This is a genomic window from Neptunicella marina, assembly GCF_014270035.1.
Taxonomy (GTDB): domain Bacteria; phylum Pseudomonadota; class Gammaproteobacteria; order Enterobacterales; family Alteromonadaceae; genus Neptunicella; species Neptunicella marina.
The window spans coordinates 24,756-47,077 of the sequence record NZ_JACNEP010000018.1 but is presented as its reverse complement, the minus strand read 5'-3'; the positions used below and the strand labels follow the sequence as shown (position 1 = coordinate 47,077).

At 43.4% G+C, this 22,322-nt stretch carries 18 protein-coding genes; 4 read left to right on the top strand and 14 right to left on the bottom strand.

Annotation, left to right across the window (positions count from 1 at the left end):
* Positions 1–14: 14 nt before the first annotated feature.
* The 4 genes from H8B19_RS16330 to H8B19_RS16315 form a co-directional block, all read right to left on the bottom strand.
* On the bottom strand, positions 15–2,570 hold the full coding sequence (locus H8B19_RS16330; RefSeq protein ID WP_186507970.1) for a family 20 glycosylhydrolase: 2,556 nt from the start codon (positions 2,568–2,570) through the stop codon (positions 15–17).
* Positions 2,571–2,579: 9 nt separating this feature from the next.
* Entirely contained in the window at positions 2,580–3,542 is a 963-nt protein-coding gene (locus tag H8B19_RS16325; protein ID WP_186507969.1) for a hypothetical protein, read from the bottom strand.
* Between the two features lie 81 nt (positions 3,543–3,623).
* Entirely contained in the window at positions 3,624–6,452 is a 2,829-nt protein-coding gene (locus H8B19_RS16320) for a TonB-dependent receptor (RefSeq protein WP_186507968.1), read from the bottom strand.
* Positions 6,453–6,828: 376 nt separating this feature from the next.
* On the bottom strand, positions 6,829–8,241 hold the full coding sequence (locus H8B19_RS16315; protein ID WP_186507967.1) for an aminotransferase-like domain-containing protein: 1,413 nt from the start codon (positions 8,239–8,241) through the stop codon (positions 6,829–6,831).
* A gap of 99 nt (positions 8,242–8,340) precedes the next feature.
* Here H8B19_RS16315 and ccoG point away from each other — a divergent pair, with 99 nt between their 5' ends.
* Entirely contained in the window at positions 8,341–9,717 is a 1,377-nt protein-coding gene (gene ccoG, locus H8B19_RS16310) for a cytochrome c oxidase accessory protein CcoG (protein ID WP_186507966.1), read from the top strand.
* Positions 9,718–9,769: 52 nt separating this feature from the next.
* Here the strand turns inward: ccoG and H8B19_RS16305 are convergent, their stop codons facing one another.
* Positions 9,770–12,265 carry a glycoside hydrolase family 9 protein gene (locus H8B19_RS16305; protein WP_186507965.1) on the bottom strand — a complete coding sequence of 832 codons (2,496 nt, stop codon included), beginning with the start codon at positions 12,263–12,265 and terminating at the stop codon, positions 9,770–9,772.
* 409 nt (positions 12,266–12,674) lie between these two features.
* Complete coding sequence (locus tag H8B19_RS16300) at positions 12,675–13,142, bottom strand: thioredoxin family protein (RefSeq protein WP_186507964.1); 468 nt, start codon at positions 13,140–13,142, stop codon at positions 12,675–12,677.
* A gap of 311 nt (positions 13,143–13,453) precedes the next feature.
* Between H8B19_RS16300 and H8B19_RS16295 the strand changes: the two genes are divergently transcribed.
* Complete coding sequence (locus H8B19_RS16295) at positions 13,454–14,680, top strand: threonine/serine exporter family protein (protein ID WP_186507963.1); 1,227 nt, start codon at positions 13,454–13,456, stop codon at positions 14,678–14,680.
* A 13-nt stretch (positions 14,681–14,693) separates the two neighbouring features.
* On the opposite strand, the gene H8B19_RS16290 is transcribed toward H8B19_RS16295, so the two are convergent.
* The 7 genes from H8B19_RS16290 to H8B19_RS16260 all read right to left on the bottom strand — a co-directional run bounded on the left by H8B19_RS16290 (position 14,694) and on the right by H8B19_RS16260 (position 18,122).
* Positions 14,694–14,963, bottom strand: coding sequence for a hypothetical protein (locus H8B19_RS16290; RefSeq protein ID WP_186507962.1), 270 nt, complete (start codon positions 14,961–14,963; stop codon positions 14,694–14,696).
* Between the two features lie 36 nt (positions 14,964–14,999).
* Positions 15,000–15,479, bottom strand: coding sequence for a hypothetical protein (locus H8B19_RS16285; RefSeq protein ID WP_186507961.1), 480 nt, complete (start codon positions 15,477–15,479; stop codon positions 15,000–15,002).
* 14 nt (positions 15,480–15,493) lie between these two features.
* Positions 15,494–15,820: a DUF883 domain-containing protein gene (locus H8B19_RS16280; RefSeq protein WP_186507960.1), complete on the bottom strand. Its 327-nt coding sequence runs from the start codon at positions 15,818–15,820 to the stop codon at positions 15,494–15,496.
* Between the two features lie 279 nt (positions 15,821–16,099).
* Positions 16,100–16,204 (bottom strand): entericidin A/B family lipoprotein, encoded by a 105-nt coding sequence (locus H8B19_RS16275; protein ID WP_422121167.1) that lies wholly within the window; start codon positions 16,202–16,204, stop codon positions 16,100–16,102.
* 263 nt (positions 16,205–16,467) lie between these two features.
* The gene (locus H8B19_RS16270; RefSeq protein ID WP_186507958.1) at positions 16,468–16,626 is read right to left on the bottom strand and encodes a YqaE/Pmp3 family membrane protein; all 159 of its coding nucleotides are present in this window, start codon (positions 16,624–16,626) and stop codon (positions 16,468–16,470) included.
* A 270-nt stretch (positions 16,627–16,896) separates the two neighbouring features.
* Complete coding sequence (locus tag H8B19_RS16265) at positions 16,897–17,556, bottom strand: GDSL-type esterase/lipase family protein (RefSeq protein ID WP_186507957.1); 660 nt, start codon at positions 17,554–17,556, stop codon at positions 16,897–16,899.
* Positions 17,556–18,122, bottom strand: coding sequence for a lipid-binding SYLF domain-containing protein (locus H8B19_RS16260; protein ID WP_186507956.1), 567 nt, complete (start codon positions 18,120–18,122; stop codon positions 17,556–17,558). The genes H8B19_RS16265 and H8B19_RS16260 overlap by 1 nt, the downstream gene beginning before the upstream one ends.
* A 119-nt stretch (positions 18,123–18,241) precedes the next feature.
* Between H8B19_RS16260 and H8B19_RS16255 the strand changes: the two genes are divergently transcribed.
* Positions 18,242–19,150: a DUF808 domain-containing protein gene (locus H8B19_RS16255; RefSeq protein ID WP_186507955.1), complete on the top strand. Its 909-nt coding sequence runs from the start codon at positions 18,242–18,244 to the stop codon at positions 19,148–19,150.
* On the opposite strand, the gene H8B19_RS16250 is transcribed toward H8B19_RS16255, so the two are convergent.
* A complete protein-coding gene (locus H8B19_RS16250) occupies positions 19,143–20,297 on the bottom strand; it encodes a tetratricopeptide repeat protein (RefSeq protein ID WP_186507954.1) in 1,155 nt (384 codons plus the stop codon). The two genes, H8B19_RS16255 and H8B19_RS16250, sit on opposite strands and share 8 nt — an antisense overlap.
* Before the next feature lie 141 nt (positions 20,298–20,438).
* Here H8B19_RS16250 and H8B19_RS16245 point away from each other — a divergent pair, with 141 nt between their 5' ends.
* Positions 20,439–22,283: a GGDEF domain-containing protein gene (locus tag H8B19_RS16245; RefSeq protein WP_186507953.1), complete on the top strand. Its 1,845-nt coding sequence runs from the start codon at positions 20,439–20,441 to the stop codon at positions 22,281–22,283.
* The last annotated feature ends 39 nt before the right edge of the window (positions 22,284–22,322 follow it).

Below are 22,322 nucleotides of genomic sequence, written 5' to 3'. Positions count from 1 at the left end.
TAACTCCACTTGTTTTACTGATAAAACTCAACTTCCGACGCGTTAACCAAACGACTATACCGCTGCTTAAACGCCGTTCTGAACATTGTTTGTTGGCTATTTCTGCAATTCGCTTCCAAGCCTGCTTGCCAATTTTTACCGTTGTCGCAGCTAAACTCTACCGATAGAAATGGTAATAACGGCTTTGCAGTTACCTTACCATTTTGCAGACCAACACGTGGCGCAGGCAAATAGAACGCCACGCCACGCTCAATAAACCCGGGCAAAACATGTTGATATAACACGGAAATAAAACGCTGCCAGTCTTGTTTGTATTGCGCAGTATTTTTCACATTTTTATGCCCTTCCCATTCTGCTTTATGCCACGCGCGTTCAGCTAATGCCACTAAACGCGGAAAAACCATTTTTTGCATCTGAGTTTCGTTTCTGATGGTTTCCGACCACAGCTGGCCTTGCATGCCCAACACATTATCCGCGTTGATTAAACGTTCATGATATTTATCTGTAAACTGGTCAAGATCGTCAATATATTGGCCAGACAATGTTCTTGAGGCATTCAGGTATAAGTTATCTGGTTGAAAAGAAAATACCTTGTTTAAATCGCTAAAACGAGTAGCCCAGTGATAACCCCGCTCAAAGGGGGAGGCTTCATAAGGATGATCAAAATACAAATGTGACGCGGAGGATAACACCACGTCATATCCCGCATTCGCTAACTTATATGCCCTGTCAGCTACACCGGCTTCCCAGATATTATCCCAGGCAAAGGCGACAACATTATCATTCGCTAAGCTATTACGCATAAAAGGGTTATTACGATCATACATTAATCCATCTTCCCAGCCGCCAATCGCCATACCACGCTGCTGAGCGATGTTAGCCACTTTATTAACAAAATAAGGTTTAACATCATCCACACCCATCAGGCCATTATCCAATTCAGCAAACTTGCGATTACAGGCTGGTGAAGCCGTCCATGAGCCTTTTCCTACTTCATCACCACCAATATGAAATAACGTTAACTGCTGGCCAGCCTCGCGATACATCGACTGAACTTCGTACATCACTTTTTCAATAAACTGAAAGGTCGAATCCATGCAGGGATTAACTGAATTATCGCTATAGCTTTGTACGGTCAGATAATGAGATGAATCCTCCGGGTCGGATAATAAATATTGTTCAGCAGCCTGTTTTTGCCCCTGTCCAATTAAACGTTGATAACGTGCTTTCATTGCCACAATTGCCGCTCGCGCATGACCGGGCATATCAACTTCCGGAATAACCTCAATATGACGTTGCGCAGCAAACTTAATGATCTCAACAAAATCACTGCGGGATAAAGATCCGGAACCACTGTGGTTCGCCTCCGGGCCTTCACCAAGCTGAGTAAGCAGGCAACGTTGTTCGTCTAAATCAAAACAACGATTGGCTCCAACCCTGGTAAGCTCGGGTAAACCGGGAATTTCCAATCGCCAGCCTTCATCATCCGTCAGATGCAGATGCAATTTGTTCAGTTTTAAACGCGCCATCTCGTCTAACAAAGTCAAAATAGCGTGTTTGCCATGAAAATTACGTGCGATATCGTAATGCATGCCACGCCACTCATAGCGGGGGGCGTCGTGAATGTCGGCATATTGCAAGGAAACCGCGCCGTGGCTGGCAGCAGCATCAATTAAACTGATTAAGCTTTGTACCGCATAAAAAATACCAGTGGCATCTGATGCTGAGATGCGAATGTGCTTATCAGTAATGCTCAGCTCATATCCCTGATTTTCGATATCCGGTGTGATGACAAACTGAATCGTTTTTGCTTTTTCTGCCTGTTGTGAAAACGGAATATCAACTTCTAATGAAGCAAGCTTTTGTTGTAATAAACGACTTTCAAATCCAAACCCTCCTGGTTGGTAAATCGTCCAGCTTGCATCAATAGTAACAGCTTTATCGCTCAATTTTACCGACTTTGGTGATGGCAGAATCGGCGTTGCGACCTCTGTTAGTTTCACGTCATAGGCTTTAGCAAAGTTACTGTCCTGTGAACTAAGACCATATAAATCCGCGTCAGGTTGATTAAAACGCAAATACTGTTGCGGGCTTGCCAGTGGATCAACAAATTGGCTGTAATCTTCTGTATCTGTATTTTGGAAGGTAAAAGCCTTGCCATTTGCGTCCACGATAAAAGCACGAGGCATAAAATAGGCATAGCTTGCAATCTCGCCACGGCCAATATATTCAATACGTTTTTTATCCCCCGGCTGTAACCCATTAAATTTACCCGTAGGGGTTAAGCGGTATAAATCGCCCTGCACACGTTCAAACCTGATTTCATCCGATAAAACCTCACTAACCCTGCGGGTAGAATGAATATAAATCTGCCAGTTTGATTCGCCAGAGGGCAAAGATTGTTGAGACAAATTGTTAAGTTCAACATAGGCCTTAAAGTGACCGGGATTATCAAAGTTAGACACCACCCCAAAACGCAGTGTTGCCTGTCGGGAAAATTCTGCCATATCCGTTTTAGCAAACGCCGCAGTTGTGAAAAACGCGGTTAGAATAAATAAAAATCGCAACATAACACTGCCTTATGGGGTATTTTGCGGGGATTGCATGTTTGATAAACATTTCTGCGAATGGGTCCCACTGTTTGCATTGCCACGCAAATCAGTTATATCGGCAAAATGGTTATACAAAAACCACACGCTACCGAACACGCTGAGTTGATGTTTCCATGGGGCATTGATTGCCTGAAACTCTCTTTGCCACTGTTCAAAGGCATCACCAAGTGCATTCTCATTTAACCAGGGGCCCATAAAATACCCGCCAGGATCGGCGGTGTTGTCCGGCCCTTCATTTGAAAAAATCGGTGCGATATTAACTTGCTGCTCAGCACTGGCCAGATAACGAAGACGCTCCTGCCCATAACTCAAAATATTGTCACTGTTGTGGCGGTAGTAATGCACCAGAATACGGTCTACCGCGCCAGCCAGTGCTTTACCTTGTTCAGCGCTTATCCAGCCAATATAAACTTCGGTCAGTAACTGCTGTTGTTGTGCCACTTCACGAAAATTATTTAATAAATCAATCGCTTGCTCAAAGGCGCCTTGTTCTGAACGTAGGTTCCAAAATTCAAATTCCAGATTAAGCACATCAATGCGTGCCAAATGTCGATACTGCTGGTTAAATTTGAGGATATTTCTCGCGGCTCTTTTACTACCAAGTGCGGCGCCTATTTGGATAATATTGAATTCATTTTTCGCACGTTCAATTAACCCGGCTAAGTGTGCCGCGCGCGCAGGTTGATTGGCGATATTTTCGATGTCATAAAAAATTAAATAATTAAAACCATGCTGCTGAGCAAAGCCAAGTAATTCAGTTTCCCACTCACGATTACCCAGCGTTACATTATTATTGTCTCTAAGCGACACATACATGCCACTTATCATTGAACATTCGGTTTCAGTCTGGCTCTCAGCCTTAGCAGAATTTATTGATGTAAACAGTAATACTGCTGCCACAGCCACACTCAGCCATTCACAACGATGCATAACACATCCTCCAAGGTGAATTTGGTGCTTAAAAAGAAGGGAGTTGGTCCGGGAGCCACCCGGACCTGTGACCCACAGCTATTAGAGTTTGATTCGAACTCCAAATGTGTAGAGGGCGCCGGTGTCTTCAAAACCAATAAACTGGTTCTCAAAACGGCCGTATTTATTTACGGTTTCACCGGTAATATTCATGCCATCAATAAACGCCGTAACATGTTTATTAATGTCGTAACTAAAGCTGACATCCAGCGTGCCGTAGGAATCGTAATGAATCGGTTCGTTGGATGGGCCATTAAACACTATGCCAAGGAAAGGCGTGCGGTAGTTATAAGCTAAACGGGCTTGTAATTTGTCATTATTATAAAACACTGAGAAATTACCGGTGTCGCTTAAACCGGGTAACGCAAATTGCTCTGCATCACCAGCATCACTTAAAGACGCACTGCTGTTTACAAAGGTGTAATTAGCGGTGAAACCTAAGCCATTTTCGAATGTCGATGCCCAGTTAATTTCCATACCTTCAATGGTCGCGGACTTGCCATTTTGAGGACGGGTAACCTGGAATTCTTTCCATTCAGGATCTTCCACCTGCAGATCTTCAAACACTTCAAGAGCACTGTAACGCACAATAAAGTTATCAATGTCTTTTTTGTATAACGCCAGTGCAATCAGATCCGCGTCACCATAATAATACTCAAACGATAAATCGTAGTTTTGCGATACATAAGGCTTCAGATTTGGATTGCCCCCCATCGCAGTACGTGTGGTCACTGTAGTGGTGTTATATGACGTATAAGGTGCCAAGGCTGACAAAGTCGGGCGGGTTAAGGTTTCACTGATCGCGCCACGAATATAAAACTCGTCAGTCACTTCCAGTAACGCATTAGCAGAAGGCAACCAGTTATCGTAGCTGTGTTTAAGTGAAATGGGCGTACCAGCCTCATCCTTGAATGTTTGCACTAACCAGGGTGATGGCGGCTCTCCGGGTAAGGTAGATTCACGTTCCAGACTTTCCAGTACCTGTGACGTCCCATCAGAAGTTAATTCGGTATGGGTATAACGCAAACCCGCTGTGACAGATAATTTCATATCAGAGACCAGTGTTTCCCATGTGCCTTCTGCGTAAGCTGAGGCAACTTTTTCCTCAAGCACATACGAATCATTAGAACGCACCGCATCCCAGCTGCTGTTATTGTCGATAAAGGCTTGTTTGGACGCGATACCTGCATCAGTCTGCGCTTTAGTACGTCCGTCTAAGTTGTTGGCCATCCAGTTGCGGTACGCAACAGGATCAATCATATAAACATCAGAACTCAGGCCATTAAATTTGTTTCCGGGACTAAATACACCGCTGACAATGCTGTCATAATCAATTTGCTGTCCGGTCGCTAAACCGTGATACATACGACGAATCAATTCAGGCGTTGACCAGTACTCAGTTCGTTTTTCAGCCGTGGTGTAATTGGTACCCAATTTTATGCGACGGATTGACGAATCTAATGGCTCCCATTTGAAATCCAGCTTCGCTTCCTGATTTTTAGCTTTGTTATAGATACCGCTATCACCCGAAATACGCGCGCGCAAATCCTGCATATTCTGACTGCCCATCTCGGGCTTAATTGCGGCTTCATCTGAGTACTCAATGCTCGGAATACCGCCGGTTGAGGTTAACAGGTAGCCTGGACGATTTAAAAACTCAAGAATATACAGCCGATCTAAACCCGGATTGTCTAACACGGCTCTGGATTGTGAAATGTCAGCAACCATGCTCCACTGATCATTAATCAGCCACTCTGCATTTAGCCCGAGTACATTAGATTCAGTGGGGCGTTCTGTGGTGGTTAAACCATGGGCATAACCACTAATGTTATAACCATCTTCAAAGCCATGATCGATAACTTCATAAAAGCCATTTTCATCCACTACATTGTGTTCAGATAAGGTTGGCGCCCACAAATACGAACCGGTCCAGTAGCGGCTGGTAGAGGTATCATAATCGGAGAAAATAGCATCAGCAGTTAATATTAAATCATCAGTAGCCTGATATTGCAGTACCACATTCCCGCCCAAACGACGGCGTTTTTCGTGAGTAATACCGGCATATAAACTTTGAATACGGTAAGTATCTTCATCCAGACCGTCACCGGAGTAGGCGTATCCACCTGCCCACCCCTGACTCGGATCAGTAAAACTTAAAAAGGGCTCAAGCGTCGTTTTAGCGATATGTTCATTTTCAACGGCATATTTATCAGTGGAGCGCTCCTGATATGTTACCGACGCCAAAATACCAAAACGACCATCGTCGAAGGTATTACTAACAATAAAGGATCCCTGAGGTGAAGTGTCTTTACTGTTTTCCTCGTACATGCCTTTTAGGCTTCCAGCGAATTTGAGGCCATCAAAATCAAACGGGCGGGCGGTTACTATATTAATCACACCACCTAAGCCACCTTCCTTCTGGCTGGCGTTTGCGGTTTTAAATACATCAACCGTACTTATTAATTCAGATGCAAGAGTGTCAAAGCTAAACGAGCGCTCTTCGTTTTCAGAGGCGGGGGTTCGGCCATTAATCAGTACGCCGGTAAAACTGGGTCCCAAACCACGAATACTAACAAAACGTCCTTCACCACCAGCGCGGTCAATCGCCACACCAGGCACACGTTGCAGCGAGTCTGCAATATTATTATCCGGGAACTTACCTAGATCTTCAGATGAAATGCTGTCAGAAATAATGTCGTTGGCGCGTTTTCTGGCGATACTTCGCTCGACACTACCGGCGATACCAGTTACAACAATTTTTTCTACATCCTGTGTACTATTTTCTTCTGTTACTTTTTCCTGTGCATAAGCTGGCATAACACAACCACATGCACTAAGAATCGCAATCGCTAGTTTTGTTTTTGAATACATATTGAGTCTCTACAAATTCAGCGGGAAATTTACTACACCGGTTTCCCCTTAGTTATTTTTAGTTTTTATGGTTATCCCGGTACATCAAGCATTGATTAAAATATGAAAAAAATAGCCACTCCGAGTTAACGCCAACGATTGTGTAACCAGACTATTAATCAATCGACCCACTTTAAAAAAATACTCAAAATGCACCGGCCGACTTTGCACAAAAAAGTGAGACTCCACTTAAACATTTGTTTTTAAAACATATTTTAAAATAAGGTAAAATTTAATTCTCACACATACTCATATAAAAATAATGCCAACGAGGAATGTAAATGATGAATTAGCCACTTTATTTCCTCCGCTGATACGATAAACACCAATAAGAAACTCACTTACAGCGGCTTAATTGCCGGGCAATTTTCTGCAGCGCTTTTTCACGCGCTGACGTTAACGGGTGAGCAAAACTGAGGCGCAAACAATTTGAGTAATGTGACTGAGTGGAAAATAACATGCCGGGGGTAAGCACAATATCGTGCTTAAGCATGTTCTGGTAAAGCGTTAGCGTATCGACTTGTTTGGGGAATTCCACCCAAAACGACAATCCACCATCGGGTAAGGTATATCTGATTTCGTCAGGCCAGTAGTGATTTATCGCTGTCACCCAATTATCACGCTGCTTGAGCAGACGTCTTCGTTGCTGCAATAAATAACGCTTAAAGTGCCCTTCTCCAATAAAGCTGGCCACACCCTGTTGCAGGCTCAGGCTATTGGCTAACTGATTCACCAGCTTTAAATGCACAATTTTATCGTGAAACTTGCCGCCACTAATCCAGCCTGTACGTAAATCGCGCGACAACGATTTAGACAGCGAACTGCAGTGGATCACATTGCCGCTTTTATCGAACTGTTTTAGACACTCTGGTCGTAGGTGAAATCCGAGTTCCGTATAGATATCATCTTCAATCAACACCACCTGGTGTTTTTCAGCTAACGCGAGCAAACGATGTTTGTTTTGCAATGGCATGCAGGCACCGGTTGGTGTTGCAAAATTGGGGCTCACCACACACGCTTTAATTGGCCATTTTTTAAATGCCGTTTCCAGTTCATCCAACTCAATCCCTTGCGTAACTGAGGCAGGAATTTCAACCACTTTCAGTTTCAGGCTAATCAGGATCTGCAATACACCATAAAATGCCGGGCTTTCAATGGCGACCGTATCGCCCGGTTCACAACAACTCATTAAGGCTAAAAACAAACTATGCTGGCAGCCCGACGTAATACAAATCTCTTCCTGAGCTAGATAGACGCCATGTTGTTGATAATGTTGACGTAATTGTTGTCTAAGTTCGCTGTCACCGGCAGGATCGCCATAATAACTGGCGTGCCTGTCTGCGTGTATACGACTGGCCCGGCCAATATGACGATTTAACAAAGCAATATGTTGATTATGTTCGGATTTATCACGCGCTGCCGGCAAAATATCAAAGGCAGCCCCTCGCGCCATGATGGAATGGAACACGTCCGGCACTTTGGCAATTTGGGGTTTATTTGGTATCAGCGACGTGGGCTGTTGTTTATATCCAACAGCCTTTGCCGTGACATAATAACCAGAGCGTGGTTTGGCCTGCACCAATCCAGCGGCTTCAAGCCGATGCAAAGCATGCTGTACCGACACCTTAGCGACATCAAATTGCGACGCAAGCGCACGGATAGAGGGTATTTTGTCGCCAGGTTGCCACACTGCGTCTTCAATTTGTTGTGACAACGCTTTTACCAGCTTTTGATAAATAAACTCATTCATACCCAAGCAAACTGTACCCATAAAAATTTAATTTATTGTATCTATAAAGGTCAGATTAAACCACTAGACTGCGCAGCGTATTATTTACCTGAGGAGTTAATGGTGGATCCTGCCAGTATTGCTGAGAAAGACATTATATTCAGAGCCCCGGTAACCAGTGGCAAAATTTATATTCGTGAGCAGTCCGGATATTTTCAGCGCATCCGACGTGGTTTAAACCTACTGTTGGTGGGTTTATTTGTATTGCTGCCATTGCTGCAATTTAACCAGCGCCAGGCCATTTTGTTTGATGTGAGCCAGCAACATCTGCGTTTCTTTAATGTCAGTTTGTACCCTCAGGATTTAATGGTCTTTGGGTTACTGTTTATTCTGGGTGCCTTTGCGCTTTTTTATGTCTCTAAAAAATATGGCCGAATATGGTGTGGTTTTGCCTGCCCGCAAACGGTGTGGACCTTAATGTATAACTGGATAGAAAGACGCATTGAAGGCAGTGCCAATCAAAGCCGTCAATTAGATAAACAGCCAGCATCCGGCATCAAAGTGCTAAAAAAAGTGAGCAAACATCTCATTTGGGGCGCTTTATCGTTACTGACAGCTTTGGTGTTTATGTCTTATTTCATCGAGGCTCCAACACTATATTCTTCATTTTTTACATTTACAGCATCACCGTTAATTCAGGGTTGGGTATGGTTTTTCGCTGGCTGTACCTACATCAATGCGGTGTGGATCCGCGAAAAAATGTGTCAGCATATTTGCCCTTATTCACGCTTCCAGTCAGTGATGTTTGACAGTGCCACCACTCTGGTAACTTATGATAAACAACGTGGTGAAAACCGTGGTCCACGTAAACGTAATAGCCGTCCAGAGCAGTTAGGTGATTGTGTTGATTGTGGCTTATGTGTGCAGGTATGCCCGGTTGGCATCGATATTCGTGAAGGTCTGCAATACGAATGCATCAATTGCGGCTTATGCATTGATGCCTGCGACAATACCATGGATAAATTTAACTACGCACATGGTTTAATTAAGTTTGAGCAAGCGGCTAAGAGTAAAAGCAGTTTAGTGGCCAGTTTAGGTTACGCGCTGGCAATGTGCCTGACGTTGTCAGCCATCGGCACCTGGGCATTATGGCGCCACGATTTTGAGGTCAGCATTATTCGCGATCGCCACACTTTGTATCGTATTAATAATCACGGACAAGTCGAGAATACTTACACCATCAAAATTTTGAATAAGTCTCAACAAAGCAAAACCTATCATTTATCAACGGCTCGGCTGGATGGAGCAGTAATTGAAGGCAGCAGCAAAATAACGGTTGCCGCAGAAAGTCATGGCACCGCGACAATAGCGTTAGCCACCCAACACACACCGCAACAAAGACAATCGCAATTTGAGTTTGTCATAACAGATACAAAAACGCATGACACTCAACATAAAACCAACCTGTTTTATGCCGGCGAAGGTGCATGGAATTAAATTTAGGTCAGCAGGCTCTGTTTAAATAAACACAGCCTGCTTTTTATTATTGTTATTTGCGACGCTGCTGATTTAACTGATCCACCGCCATCGCCAGAAACATATAATTGGTGGCACCACCACCCATCACATACTCGGTTTGCTGCCAAAAGAACGGCCAGGTTTTAAGCTCCGGTAAATCAGGGCGAATAAGCGCAGTACCGGAAATCACCCCTCCGGGGATATAACTCCAGTCAGCACGATTTACACCGTACGCTACCGTAGCCGATTTCGCGCCTACACCAGAGGCAAAGGAAATATTATTACTGCCCGGATGCGCACCTAAAATAAAATTAAGTGCATTCTCAAACGCATCTGTTTTAGCTAAACCGGGCCAGCCTTTATGCACAAAATATTGCTCAACACCAAATTGCTGAATGGTCCAGCCTGCGCCCCATATATTAGGTTTATAGGGCACCCCATAGGGTGATTCTGTTTGGGCGCGTTGCGTTAAACCAAGTTGATACACCTTTACCGCTTCTTTTACATTCTTTGCAAAATCCGGGGAATTTAGCGAATGGATCACCCGGCCTAAACTCCATGCAGTTTTATCTATATTGCCAATAATTTCGGCCTCACGGGATAATAATGCCCTGCGATAAATCTCATCTCCTGTGGTCTTATACAATTCGGCACTGGCAAACACCTGATTGGCGATATCGTCACTCACACCAATGGCTTTTTGATACACATCTTTCGCAGCATTAAGTGCATTGCTGGCCATGACTGGATTATAAGTTTGCATAACACGACTGGCAGCGGCCAAACCAGCGGCAACATATAACTCACGATTGGGATTATTTTCTGTAAATACCCAACGGTCATCAGGTTTTCCGCTACGGCCATTTTGGCTCTCAGAAGATTTTAATGCAGGATCAAACGCTAAATTGTCGGTTTGATTAGCCGCATCTCCAAGCATCACATATTGCGGAATGGTTGGCACAATAATGCCACGGTATAAACGCCCCATACTGTTGTAGCCACCCAGTACGGTTAACAATCCGTGCTCAATTTGTTGCAATGCGTCGTTTTTGCCGTCCGGTTGATGGATATGCGTTATTTTATGTTGTTGATCAATAGACGTACTATCTAACGACAAGCCAAACTCTTCGACCATGGCAGCCAGCCGCCAAACCGTGCCGATTTGCGATTCGACACGTAAATCATAGTCCCCTGCATCATGCCAGCCACCGGCGTTTAAACCCGGTACCCGCTCACCGGGTTGAAAGCGGGTTAAGGTCTCGGAACCAGACAAATAGCCATCAAAATGGTTAGTATCCAGCGGCATCATGCGTGCATCATCTAAATGGTCAATGCCATGCCAAATGCGATATTTTTCTTCCACACGCATGTGGCACATTTGCACCGGCAGGTAATACTCCAGTGTCGGTTGCCAGGCATGACGGCTTAAAACATCATCGGAGATTTTAAACGGACTGGAAAACTGTCCACGGTATTCAAGCTGATACATGCCGGGCCTGGTAACATCAACAAAATCATAATGCATATACTGATAACGTAAAAAGGTGCCCCAGGGTTTTACCGTTACCTGCTGAACTTGCTCCCTGCCCTTTTCACTTAACCGATATAAAGTAAGATTCGATGCCTGCGTATCGCGCTTGTCTTGTTCAATCACGATATTTTTATGCGCCTGAGTGCCATAGCCAACCTGAGAATGCTGAATCACTGGCTGGTAGCGCCAGCTTTTATCAACGTTTGCATCCACCACCCAGCGAATGGCGTTTTTAGTGGCGCCGGCAGGGATCGCAGAACGCACGATATACCACCCGTTATTGTGATTAGTACGACCGTCCCATAATTCTAACGGCACCGATTCACTGCTAATCACCAAACGCTGTAAATCGGATTCAGGTGCAACCACTAATTTTTTACCGGTTGCCACAGGTTTAGCTAACACTTCATCTGCAATGTCAGCCACAGGGCCATTGGGCTGAGTGCTAAATAAGCCGGATTGCTCGTCCATTAAAAACGATTTACCAAATAACTCCTGCGGGAATAATTCAAAATTAAAGCCAATTTTGCCTACCCAGTCAGCAGGAATTGGTTTGTCTAAATCCACAGTGATGGCAAAGCGGTTATCGCCTAATCCCGTTACTTTTACTTCATATTCAAAGTTTAAATCGGGATAGTTAATCGGATTAAAACCAGTGCGATTTTTACTGGGGTCAGGGTAAGCAAGCCGCTGACTGATAATATTGTTCCGGCTATCAATGTGACTTTTGCCCACATTGGTAGGCATCGGTGACCATTGCCCAGGTGAGACTTCTAAACGCAGGTCGCCATTAGCTGCAACGCGACTACCATGCTGGATAACTGTGACACCGGTTTGATGTCCATCGGGGTAAATATCAGTGAAAACGTTTACACTTAAGCCCGGCATAAAAAAGGTACTGTCGTCATTAGCTTTTAACCCGTTGGCGGCAAACAATGAAGACGAAAATAATAATGTACTTAAACATAAACTAAGATGACGGATATAACGGCTCATACTGTTACCTTATTCTTATTAGTGATCAGGTAAGTACTATCTAATCACAGCTTTAACATTTTGTTAACGCACAGTAGGATTTCCGGAGTTGAATAACAAAAAACATCATATTCAATGCAGATTTTGCAATAAAAAAGCCATGCGTACGCTCCTGTATACACGGCTTTTGTGGAGATGGAACTGGAATGTTTAAAAATTAACTGACTTAAAGTATTGCTATTACTACGTTCAGGTGTTTGCGTTGCTTTTTTGACGCAGCCTCCTTTGTAAGCAATTTTTAAACCATGAATTCAACTTAGGTTTATCTTTTAATTAAATCTTATTTTTCAATATGTTATAAACTATTACCTGAACCCAAATTATCTAAACTGTAAAATATTCCGACACTATTTATTCCGTATATTGTTATTTAAGGGCTAAGCATTGCCGCCAGATCTTCGGCGATACCTTGCTGGGGCGTTTCAATAATTCGCCCGAGTTCAGCTTGCTGGTCAAATAAAATAATAGTTGGGGTATATTTCAAATCAAAAGGCTGTTCGAGTTGGTCTGGTGTTGTTTTTTGCCTGTCTACCGCGATTAAGGTTAACCGCTCAAGTGCGACATTTGATTGTGTTAATAATTTGAGCAGCTTTGGCACCTCGCGCTGACTATCATGGCACCAGCGCCCAAATAACACCACAAGTCGCTTACCAGTTAACTGGCGCATTAACTGAAGTTGATCACTGCCTGGAGAAAAACTGTCATAATGTTGCCTGAACACCGCATCCTGCCGAAGCAACATATCTGCCGATACCTCACCAAACTGCTTTGTTTGTTCAGCATGCAGCATAATTGGCCAGGCAAATAATAAAACCAACGCACATTTTAGTTTGTTCACTATAAACTCCTTTTAATTGAATAAATTACAGCCAGCACCGACAGTGTAACCGATTGACTACAAATCTATCCCTCCAATTTTATACCATTAACTAATGATTATTTTTAATTGGCCACAAGCCACATTTAGTAATCTATAAAAATTGTTATATTACTTATAGTTACAACGAATGGAAAAACATAAAACAAACCATTAACACATTAGTTTATCTAATTCAAAGAGAACAAAAAATGTGCATTGCACGACAAAATTAACAACACTACAATCCGCGCAAATTTTTAAACCCTTAGGTACCGGAGTTAACCGACAAAGTGAACAAGTTTGAATTCATTCAGATTCGAAAATTTATCGTTAAGTTAGGCAAAATGCTGCACAAATACGGAACACCTGCATTCCGTCTGGAAGCTTACTTAACCGATATTGCTCACTATCTGGGGGTACGTGCTTCTTTTATCGCGACACCAACATCACTCACCTTTGTTATCTGGAGTGATAAACACGAAGACGAATATAACCACGCGGCCCGGTTACAGCCAGGTGAGCTGGATATGAATGCCTTATCGCGCACCGATGAGCTGGCCAGTCGTCTGCTTTCGGGGGAATTATCTCTGGCAGAAGCCGATGCACAACTGGATGACATTGATCAGCTGCCCAGCCCCTACGGCAAGTTGATTACCGGCGCAGGTTTTGGTTCTTCAACCGGTGCTTTTGCCATGTTGATGGGGGCGAGCTGGCCGGAAATTTTATGGTCTGCATTATTAGGCTTAGTCACCTACATTTGGGTGTTATGGTCGGGTCGCTCACGTCGTGTGGCTTTAATGCTGGAGCCAATTACTTCTTTTTCTGTAGGTTTTATCGCCTGTGCTATTAGTGCTTACTGGGATCCGGGCATTAATATCCCGCTAATTGTTCTATCCTCAGTGATCATTCTGGTGCCAGGTCTGGCTCTCACTATGGGGCTTGCAGAATTATCATCACGCAATCTGGTTTCAGGCACAGCTCGTATTATGGATGCCATTATGCAACTGTTTAAATTGTATTTTGGTGCGTTTCTGGGCATCAGTGTCGGATTTGGCTTGTTTGGACAAAATGAGTTCGTTCCGGCGGCGTCTTTACCATACTGGTCTACCTGGCTGGCAATCCTGTTACTCAGTATTTCACTCATGCCAATATTTCGTACTCGCTGCAAACATATGTTCTGGAGCGTGTTGTCAGCGTTTATTGCCTACAGTGCAACTGTGTACGGTAGCGAATTTATGGCAAACGGCTTAGGTACCTTTCTCGGCGCATTTGCACTGGGCGTGTATGCCAATGGATTTTCGCGTTTGACCAATTCCCCTTCGACGATTGTGGCAATGCCTGGACTCATTGTTTTGGTTCCCGGCTCTAAAACCTATATCGGTCTAAACTCATTTATCTCGGGTCAGGATTTTGTGCGTGCAGAACATATTGGGCAGGAAACGTTTTTGATCTTTATGTCTTTGCTCGCCGGATTAATTTTCGCCAACGTTGTAATGCCAAACCGCAAAGCGCTGTAGCGCTTGCGGTGGCTTATAATAAACTCACCAATACCCGGTTAAGTAGTCCCATACTGTGAGCTTTAACCGAAGAATCACTATCCAGCCCCTTGATACATCCCATGCCAAAGGCGATACCCAGCCCTGTGGGTGAACTAACGACTGCAAGTGTTACATTTTTAGCTTGTTCACCCGCAATACGGCTGTAGACCACACTTTGTTGATAATGACCACGCGCCTCTTTGAGGTCAGAAGATCTTTTTTGCAAAAAATAGTCTGCGGGATGAGTTAACAATTGCATCATGCTTCTCCTGTGAGTTATCTGATATTGGTCGTTTGATTACGCGGCTTTATCCATCGCCGATGAGTCCGCAGTATCAGTATTATCGCTTACTGACTCTGCATCCGCTGGTTCCGACGATTGCTGTCCAAAGAGGTGATTGAATGAGGTTCGCAGAAAAATCGCGCGGTAAGCCCCCTTAAACAAACGTAACAGCCACCAGAATGCACCGGCATTAAAGGTCAAAATAGTCAGAAAAGTAAATAACCAGTACACACCCAGTTGATGTAATCCAATGGCAATCGCAATATTTATCCCAAGCCATAAACTAATAGTGGCCGCCACTAAAAAAAGTGTTGTCATGGCACAAATGGCCAGTGCCTTAAGAGATAAACGAATATCTGCCTGTAATAAGCCCAGACCGTTTTCAACACGAGCTTGCCACGCATAAATAAATTGCTGTGCAGCAGGTAACACATCGCTAAGCGATGCGTCATCCTGCTGGTCCGTGGCTGAATTCAAGTGTTCAGAATCAGACATAAGTAAGTATCCTGCTAGGACTTTTTACGCAACAGACTGGTCAATACCATACCAGCGGCAAATGCCACACCAGCGGTTGCTAATGGGTTTTCAACCGCATAACGACGTACCGATGACTTTTTCCATTTAGTCTGAACCATGCGTTGTTTTTCACTGATACTTTCGGCAGAGGCAGACGCTGTATCACGCAACTTTTCTTCGGTGCGACTGGCTCGCTCACCTAAAGCATCAACGGAATGATGCAGGGTATCGGTCATTTTGTCCGATATAGGCGAATGTGATTCCACTCTGCCATTTGGTTTACTGCTAGCACTGGTGGTCGTTTTTGCTTGAGTAGCCATAATTTCCTCCATTTGCTTAAAAATTTGATAACAACTAATGGTTACCTTCATGTTTATCACTGCAACCGTTATGCCAGCTCCAAAAACCAATCTATCCATTTGTTTTTAATCAACTTTTTAACAAAGAGCTTTATTAAAACAAAATAAAACTTCAGGATTCCTGTAACTTTTTTACAAAGCATCAGCAATTTTTTCAAAGCATCACCGGGTATTTTTAAATGTTTTTAATCACGTACAAAAAAGCCGCGAATAAATCGCGGCTTAGATTAAATATAAGAATCAGTCCGCTGCATCCTGTACAGCTTCGCCTGCTGATTCAATGTCTTTGCCGGCCCCTTCAATCGTGGCACAACCGGCCAGACCAAGTAATAAAGTCAGCAGCATCACAGATGTAGATATCACTGACATCATTTTACTGTTTTTCATCATTTTCTCCTTATCTGCACATTTAATGCACAACAAACAACCTGTGATTTTGACCTGAATAGCCATCATCACAATGAATTAATTGTTGAATATTTATTTGATAAACCGGAACAAGCGCGTTTCAAATATTGATCTGATAGCAACAGATATCGTTATACTTCAGTATCAGGCCGTAACGCGCTTATTACACCAATCACAATTTATGATTGCGCCCTCCTGACCTACCGTTTAGCGATAACCCAAACAGCATGGATAATGCCGGGAATATACCCCAAAATGGTTAGCAATATATTTAACCAAAATGCGCCACCAATCCCTACTTGCAGAAACACGCCCAATGGGGGCAACAACACGGAAAATAAAATGCGGATAAAATCCATTCAACGCTCCTTTGTTAATTTAGATGTTGTACAAATGAGTAAACAGCAACGGCCATGCCAATCGTAAACACATACATATAACATCACGCATTTACCCTGTAAAAACGAACAAAATTTGTTGAAAAATAAGGGAGTCAGTGACGAAAGTAATTTTTCTTAAACCATATTGAACAGATAAAAAAACCGGTAATTCAATGCATTACCGGCTTTCCAATAAGTGATATTTACCCTGTGAAATGTAAATTTTTCACAAAGTGAGATTGCTGACGCTTACAAATAGGGGGCGAGTGTTTTATTCCAGATAACATAACCCGCCGCATTTAGATGCAGTCCGTCTTTAATAAACAGACTAGCATCCGGCTCCCCTTTGTTATTTAACAAGGGGGTTGCCATATCGACATAAGTGACATAATCCGTTTTATCTGCGATCTGGCTGATATTCGCATTCACTTTTTGCATATCGGACCACATCGACCAACGCAAAATACTCGGTTTTATCGGGATAAAAATGATTTTCGCTTTAGCAAAATCATCATGTATTTTATCAAACAATTGCTTCAGGCTATTGGTGGTTTCCGCAACAGACATCCCTTTGGCGATATCATTATCTCCAACATATATAACGACTTTCGACGGGTTATATTTACCGATCACCTTGTTATAAACATGCAGTACATCATCGGTAATCGCACCACCAAAGCCCCGATTAATCACGACTTTATCGGCAAAAGCTTCCGCAGTTGGCCAGTAATTAATACTTGAGCTGCCAACAAACAAAATAGCCTGTTGTGGGAAAGTATTTTCTCTGTCCTGGCGTTCAAATGCGTCAATTTCTTTATCAAAAGCAAAGGCATATTCTTTAGCAAACACCAGATTAGCCGACAGGCTAACCAGTGCTGCAATGAATAGAATAAAATGTCTGTAAATCATTAATTTAAGGTCTCATCTTTCCAGTATTTAGTTCCTTTTACCGTAGCTTGCAACGCCAGTCCAGCTTCGGTTAACTGATAGATAGTAATATTGTCCACTGTCACTTCACCACCGACAGCACCACCTTTATCACTTGCTTTTGCGGCTGCATCAGCCTGCGCACCAAAAGCCCAGCCGTCATTAATAAAACGCTGCATAGTCGCCTGATTATGAAAAACAAATACAACCCGGAAGTCTTTAACTCCGGCACCTAAACCTAATCCAACCTCGGCCATTTTCATATAGGTTTTGCCACCCGTGAGATTATTGGTAACAACGCCATATCCCCCACCAAAGCTGGCCAACAGTAAATTAACGTTAGCATTGTCAAATACGGCGTAGCCAGGTGCAGACGCTATCTGAGCACGGGTGCTGGGCTTGGCTTTATACAGTTCTCCCAGCACTTTTTGTTGCATATCGACGACAGCCTGTCGCTGTTGTGCGACAGTGGCGCCTTTATTTGTGGCACAACCACAAACTAACAAAATACTCAGTAAAATCGTTGTTATTGCTGGTGTTCTTATCATTGTTGATGCTCCATTTTTGGCTAAGTAATATTGTACCCTGATGCTATCTATGCAAAAAACGGGACAATTTGCATGAGATAGCTTAGTTTAGGCACAAAATGCCAATTCAGGAGTGATCTATGGCTGGAGCCAGTCTGTTAACCCTATTAGATGATATCGCAGCAGTTCTGGACGATGTTGCTCTGATGAGCAAGGTCGCGGCAAAAAAAACCGCAGGTGTATTGGGAGATGACTTAGCACTTAATGCTGATCAGGTTAGTGGCGTGCGCGCTGAACGTGAATTACCCGTAGTTTGGGCGGTTGCTAAAGGCTCTTTTTTAAATAAAGTCATTCTGGTGCCGGTGGCGCTGCTACTGAGCTATTTTTTACCCTGGCTGATAACACCTTTATTACTATTAGGTGGTTTATATCTGTGTTTTGAAGGTGTGGAAAAGCTGCTGCACCATCCCTCTTCAGACCAGCAAAAACAACAGGAAATCGAAGCACTAAGTGACGCTAACATCGATTTGGTTCAACTGGAAAAACAGAAAATTAAAGGTGCTATCCGCACTGACTTTATCCTGTCAGCAGAAATTATTGTAATCGCACTAGGTACGGTGGCGGAATCTGCCTTTGCGACCCAGGCTCTGGTGGTAAGTTTAATTGCAATTGCGATGACCGCCGGCGTTTATGGCCTTGTGGCAGCAATCGTAAAACTGGACGACATAGGCCTGTTTTTATTGCGTCAACATCAACAACAAACGAACAACATAAAACGTGTTGCAGGACGCTTTTTAATCAGCTTTGCGCCCAGGTTAATGAAGTTCTTATCCATTGCAGGTACAGCAGCAATGTTTTTAGTTGGGGGAGGTATTGTGATGCACGCATTGCCATTTTTGCATCATATTAAGGATATATTTCCCGTACAACACGGGTTATTTGAACTGCTGATTAATTTAGTTTGTGGCCTGATCGCAGGCGCGATTGTGCTGAGTGTCGTATCTGTAGGGCAAAAGCTATTTGTGTCTCAACGTACAAACGCTAGTTAATCACATCCAGTTTGGATAAATAACGCTGGGTCAGTTGCCTGTCTCTGGCATAACGCTTAGCCAGTTGCAGGTTGTGACGGGTTGCCTGTATATCACCTAATTCATAAAATGCTTTGGCTAAGCCAAAATAAAACTGATGAGCGTAGTGGTTTAATTTTCTGGCTTTTTTGTAATGCCTGATGGCCTGATGCCAGTCACCATTTTCATAGGCTTGCTGGCCCAGATAATAGTGGTAATAAGGATTGCTTTGGCGCTGAGATTCAATGCGTCGACGGATGACATTAGCTTCAGTTTCACGCCCGGTCATTTCAAGTAACACTACCTGATTATCCCAGATACTGCGGTTTTTAGGATCAACCTGCAAACCAGCTTCATAAGCACGTTCAGCCCATTCCAGATGATCTGTTAAGCGGTACAATACTCCAAGATTACTCCAACCCGACGCATAAGCCGGAGCAACGAGAACAGACTGACGAAAATACGCATAAGCCTGAGTGAAGTCTTTTTTCAACAAGGCATCAGCACCTTTATTGTTGTAAAACATCGCCATTACAGTCGGCATATCCAGTTGTGTTTTACTAAAGCGGTTACTGGCGTATACATCATTAAAATCTATTATCATACTTTCACGATGCATTGATTCACCGTTTTCAGCCAAATCGGCTGCGCTCAGTTCCAGATTAATATGACCATTCACAAAACTCACATCATCATGCACATTCCAGAATTCCGGTATATGCACATCCTGAAAAGTGACCTGTAAATCTGCATATTCCGCCATGACGTAAGCCAGAATAGACATGGATAAACAATTTGCGGTGCGTTGTCTGAAAGTATCGCTGGCAACCGTATTAGCCTGAGTTTCGTACAGTAAATTAACTTGTGACGGGCTAAACAATTGCTCAGCTAACGCCTGCATACGCTGCTTTTGGGTTGGGAAAGGCAAAATATGTTGATCGAGATAATTTTTAAGAACCGTATCCAGTGCAAATACCTGTGTTTGAGTTTCCACTTTTACCTGCTCAAAACCTGGGTAAGCTTGATCGTGCAAAATCGCACTGGCAAGCGGCGTATCAACGTTATTTAGCGAGCTACAAGCAAGCAGTGCAAACAACAAAACGCCGCTAATAAAAACTTTAATTAACATAATCAACACCTTAGCAAAGAGCTGTGTGATAAGACTTAAGCGCTCAATGCAACCTAAAAGTGTAGACGCTTTTTATTTATTTTTTATGTTGTAATCAAAATTAAATATTTATGTCATTAAATGGCAAAGCACGGGAGCCGTTTGCGTAAGCTCAAGGATGTTGGTCCACAGCCTGATGAAGACGTAGTTAATATGCTGACAGAACTAAAAAAAATACTGGCTTTAGAATCTATTTCATCTTTGTATCAACCTATTATTGATAAGTACTCTGGTGAAATTTTTGCCTATGAAGCGCTAAGTCGGGGACCTTCTGACAGCGTTTTACATTCCCCTACTCAATTATTCGAAAGCGCACGCCAGCATAATCTGCTGTGTGATATGGAAAATCTGTGTCGCAAACGTGCTGTGCAAGGGTTTGTGCAGCAACAGCTACCCGGTCGTTTATTTATTAATATTTCACCGGAAGCACTGGAGCAAAGCAATCATCAAAAAGGGAAAACCCTAGAGCTTCTGACTGAGTATGGCTTAACCACCAGCCAGGTGGTTATTGAACTCACCGAACAGCATGCTGGCACCGATGAAACCATTTTATTAAACGCCTTGCGCCATTATCAGGAAATGGGCTTTGCTATCGCACTGGATGATTTAGGCGCGGGTTATTCATCCTTACGCCTGTGGTCACAAGCGCGTCCTGAGTTTGTCAAAATTGACCGTCACTTTATTGAAAATATCGACAGTGACAATACCAAGCAGGAGTTTGTGCGTTCTTTTGTGGAAATTGCCCAGTCAATGCACTGCAAAGTTATTGCCGAAGGAGTGGAAACACAGGAAGAATTTGAATACCTGTGCCGCCTTAAAATCGATTATTTTCAGGGTTATTACTTTTGTCGCCCTCAGGCCAAACCCCCCAGCAAAATTCAGTTAGACAGTGCGGCTCAGCCATTGTCTAAGCGCAGTAAAAATTACGTCAGTGCCAGTGCGCTGGTGGTTCACTCGATCAGCGTGCCACAAACCCACAAAACCAACGAAGTTGTACAGATTTTTCAGGACAGACCCAACATTAATTCCATTGCGGTATTACAGGACAATAAAGCAATTGGCATCGTACATCGCAGTGAACTACTCGGTTTATTTAGTAAACCCTTTGGCCGCGATTTGTATGGCAAAGCGCCGGTAGTAAACGTGATGGAGCGCAAACCTCTGGCAGTGGATTCGACCTTAAGTATTGATCAGGTCAGCCGTCTGGTCACTTCTCGCGCCCGTTATCATCAGGAAGATGATTTTATCATTTGTAAAAATGGTGAATTCCTCGGTATTGGCTTAGTTATCGATTTACTTAAACAAATTACCGAAGCACAAATTAAGCAAGCCCGCCATTCAAACCCGTTAACTCAGTTACCCGGATTAGTACCAATCAATGATTGTATTGAGCAATTAATCCGTGATGAAAGACAGTTTGTTGTGGCGCACTTTGATATCGACCATTTCAAACCTTTCAACGATGTATACGGTTTTGCCAAAGGTGATGAGGTAATTCTGGCTTTGGGTCAATGTTTGCAAAAATTTGCGTCAAGTAGTCATGATACCGTCGGCCATATTGGTGGGGATGACTTTATCGTATTATGGAACAGCGAAGACTGGCAAAACAGGGTTGATAACATCGTCAAAAGTTTTAGCCATGCGATTAAAGATTTATATCAGGCTGACCACGTGCAAATGGGCGGCTTTGTATGCCCTGACCGCTACGGCGAATCACGTTTTATTCCGTTAACGACCTTATCAATAGCAGCGATTGAGATCAGTGCAGGCAGTCACCAAAGCGCTTTTGAAGTATCCAGTTGTTTATCCCCACTCAAGCACGCAGCCAAACAACAGTCCGGCCATTCTATGGCACTTAATCACCCTGCCGGGGTGAAACAGGTTGGGGCTGATATCAGGCCAGAAAAAAAGGCAGAAAACTGGCGTGATGAAATCGTTATTCCATAAAGAGCTGAGATCAAAAAAGGGGCTATACGCCCCTTTTTT

What these genes read in the sequence shown, in the direction of transcription:
- H8B19_RS16330 (WP_186507970.1), bottom strand. Translation starts at nt 2,570, where the DNA reads ATGTTGCGATTTTTATTTATTCTAACCGCGTTTTTCACAACTGCGGCG.
- H8B19_RS16325 (WP_186507969.1), bottom strand. Translation starts at nt 3,542, where the DNA reads ATGCATCGTTGTGAATGGCTGAGTGTGGCTGTGGCAGCAGTATTACTG.
- H8B19_RS16320 (WP_186507968.1), bottom strand. Translation starts at nt 6,452, where the DNA reads ATGTATTCAAAAACAAAACTAGCGATTGCGATTCTTAGTGCATGTGGT.
- H8B19_RS16315 (WP_186507967.1), bottom strand. Translation starts at nt 8,241, where the DNA reads ATGAATGAGTTTATTTATCAAAAGCTGGTAAAAGCGTTGTCACAACAA.
- ccoG (WP_186507966.1), top strand. Translation starts at nt 8,341, where the DNA reads ATGGTGGATCCTGCCAGTATTGCTGAGAAAGACATTATATTCAGAGCC.
- H8B19_RS16305 (WP_186507965.1), bottom strand. Translation starts at nt 12,265, where the DNA reads ATGAGCCGTTATATCCGTCATCTTAGTTTATGTTTAAGTACATTATTA.
- H8B19_RS16290 (WP_186507962.1), bottom strand. Translation starts at nt 14,963, where the DNA reads ATGATGCAATTGTTAACTCATCCCGCAGACTATTTTTTGCAAAAAAGA.
- H8B19_RS16285 (WP_186507961.1), bottom strand. Translation starts at nt 15,479, where the DNA reads ATGTCTGATTCTGAACACTTGAATTCAGCCACGGACCAGCAGGATGAC.
- H8B19_RS16280 (WP_186507960.1), bottom strand. Translation starts at nt 15,820, where the DNA reads ATGGCTACTCAAGCAAAAACGACCACCAGTGCTAGCAGTAAACCAAAT.
- H8B19_RS16275 (WP_422121167.1), bottom strand. Translation starts at nt 16,204, where the DNA reads ATGCTGCTGACTTTATTACTTGGTCTGGCCGGTTGTGCCACGATTGAA.
- H8B19_RS16270 (WP_186507958.1), bottom strand. Translation starts at nt 16,626, where the DNA reads ATGGATTTTATCCGCATTTTATTTTCCGTGTTGTTGCCCCCATTGGGC.
- H8B19_RS16265 (WP_186507957.1), bottom strand. Translation starts at nt 17,556, where the DNA reads ATGATTTACAGACATTTTATTCTATTCATTGCAGCACTGGTTAGCCTG.
- H8B19_RS16260 (WP_186507956.1), bottom strand. Translation starts at nt 18,122, where the DNA reads ATGATAAGAACACCAGCAATAACAACGATTTTACTGAGTATTTTGTTA.
- H8B19_RS16255 (WP_186507955.1), top strand. Translation starts at nt 18,242, where the DNA reads ATGGCTGGAGCCAGTCTGTTAACCCTATTAGATGATATCGCAGCAGTT.
- H8B19_RS16250 (WP_186507954.1), bottom strand. Translation starts at nt 20,297, where the DNA reads ATGTTAATTAAAGTTTTTATTAGCGGCGTTTTGTTGTTTGCACTGCTT.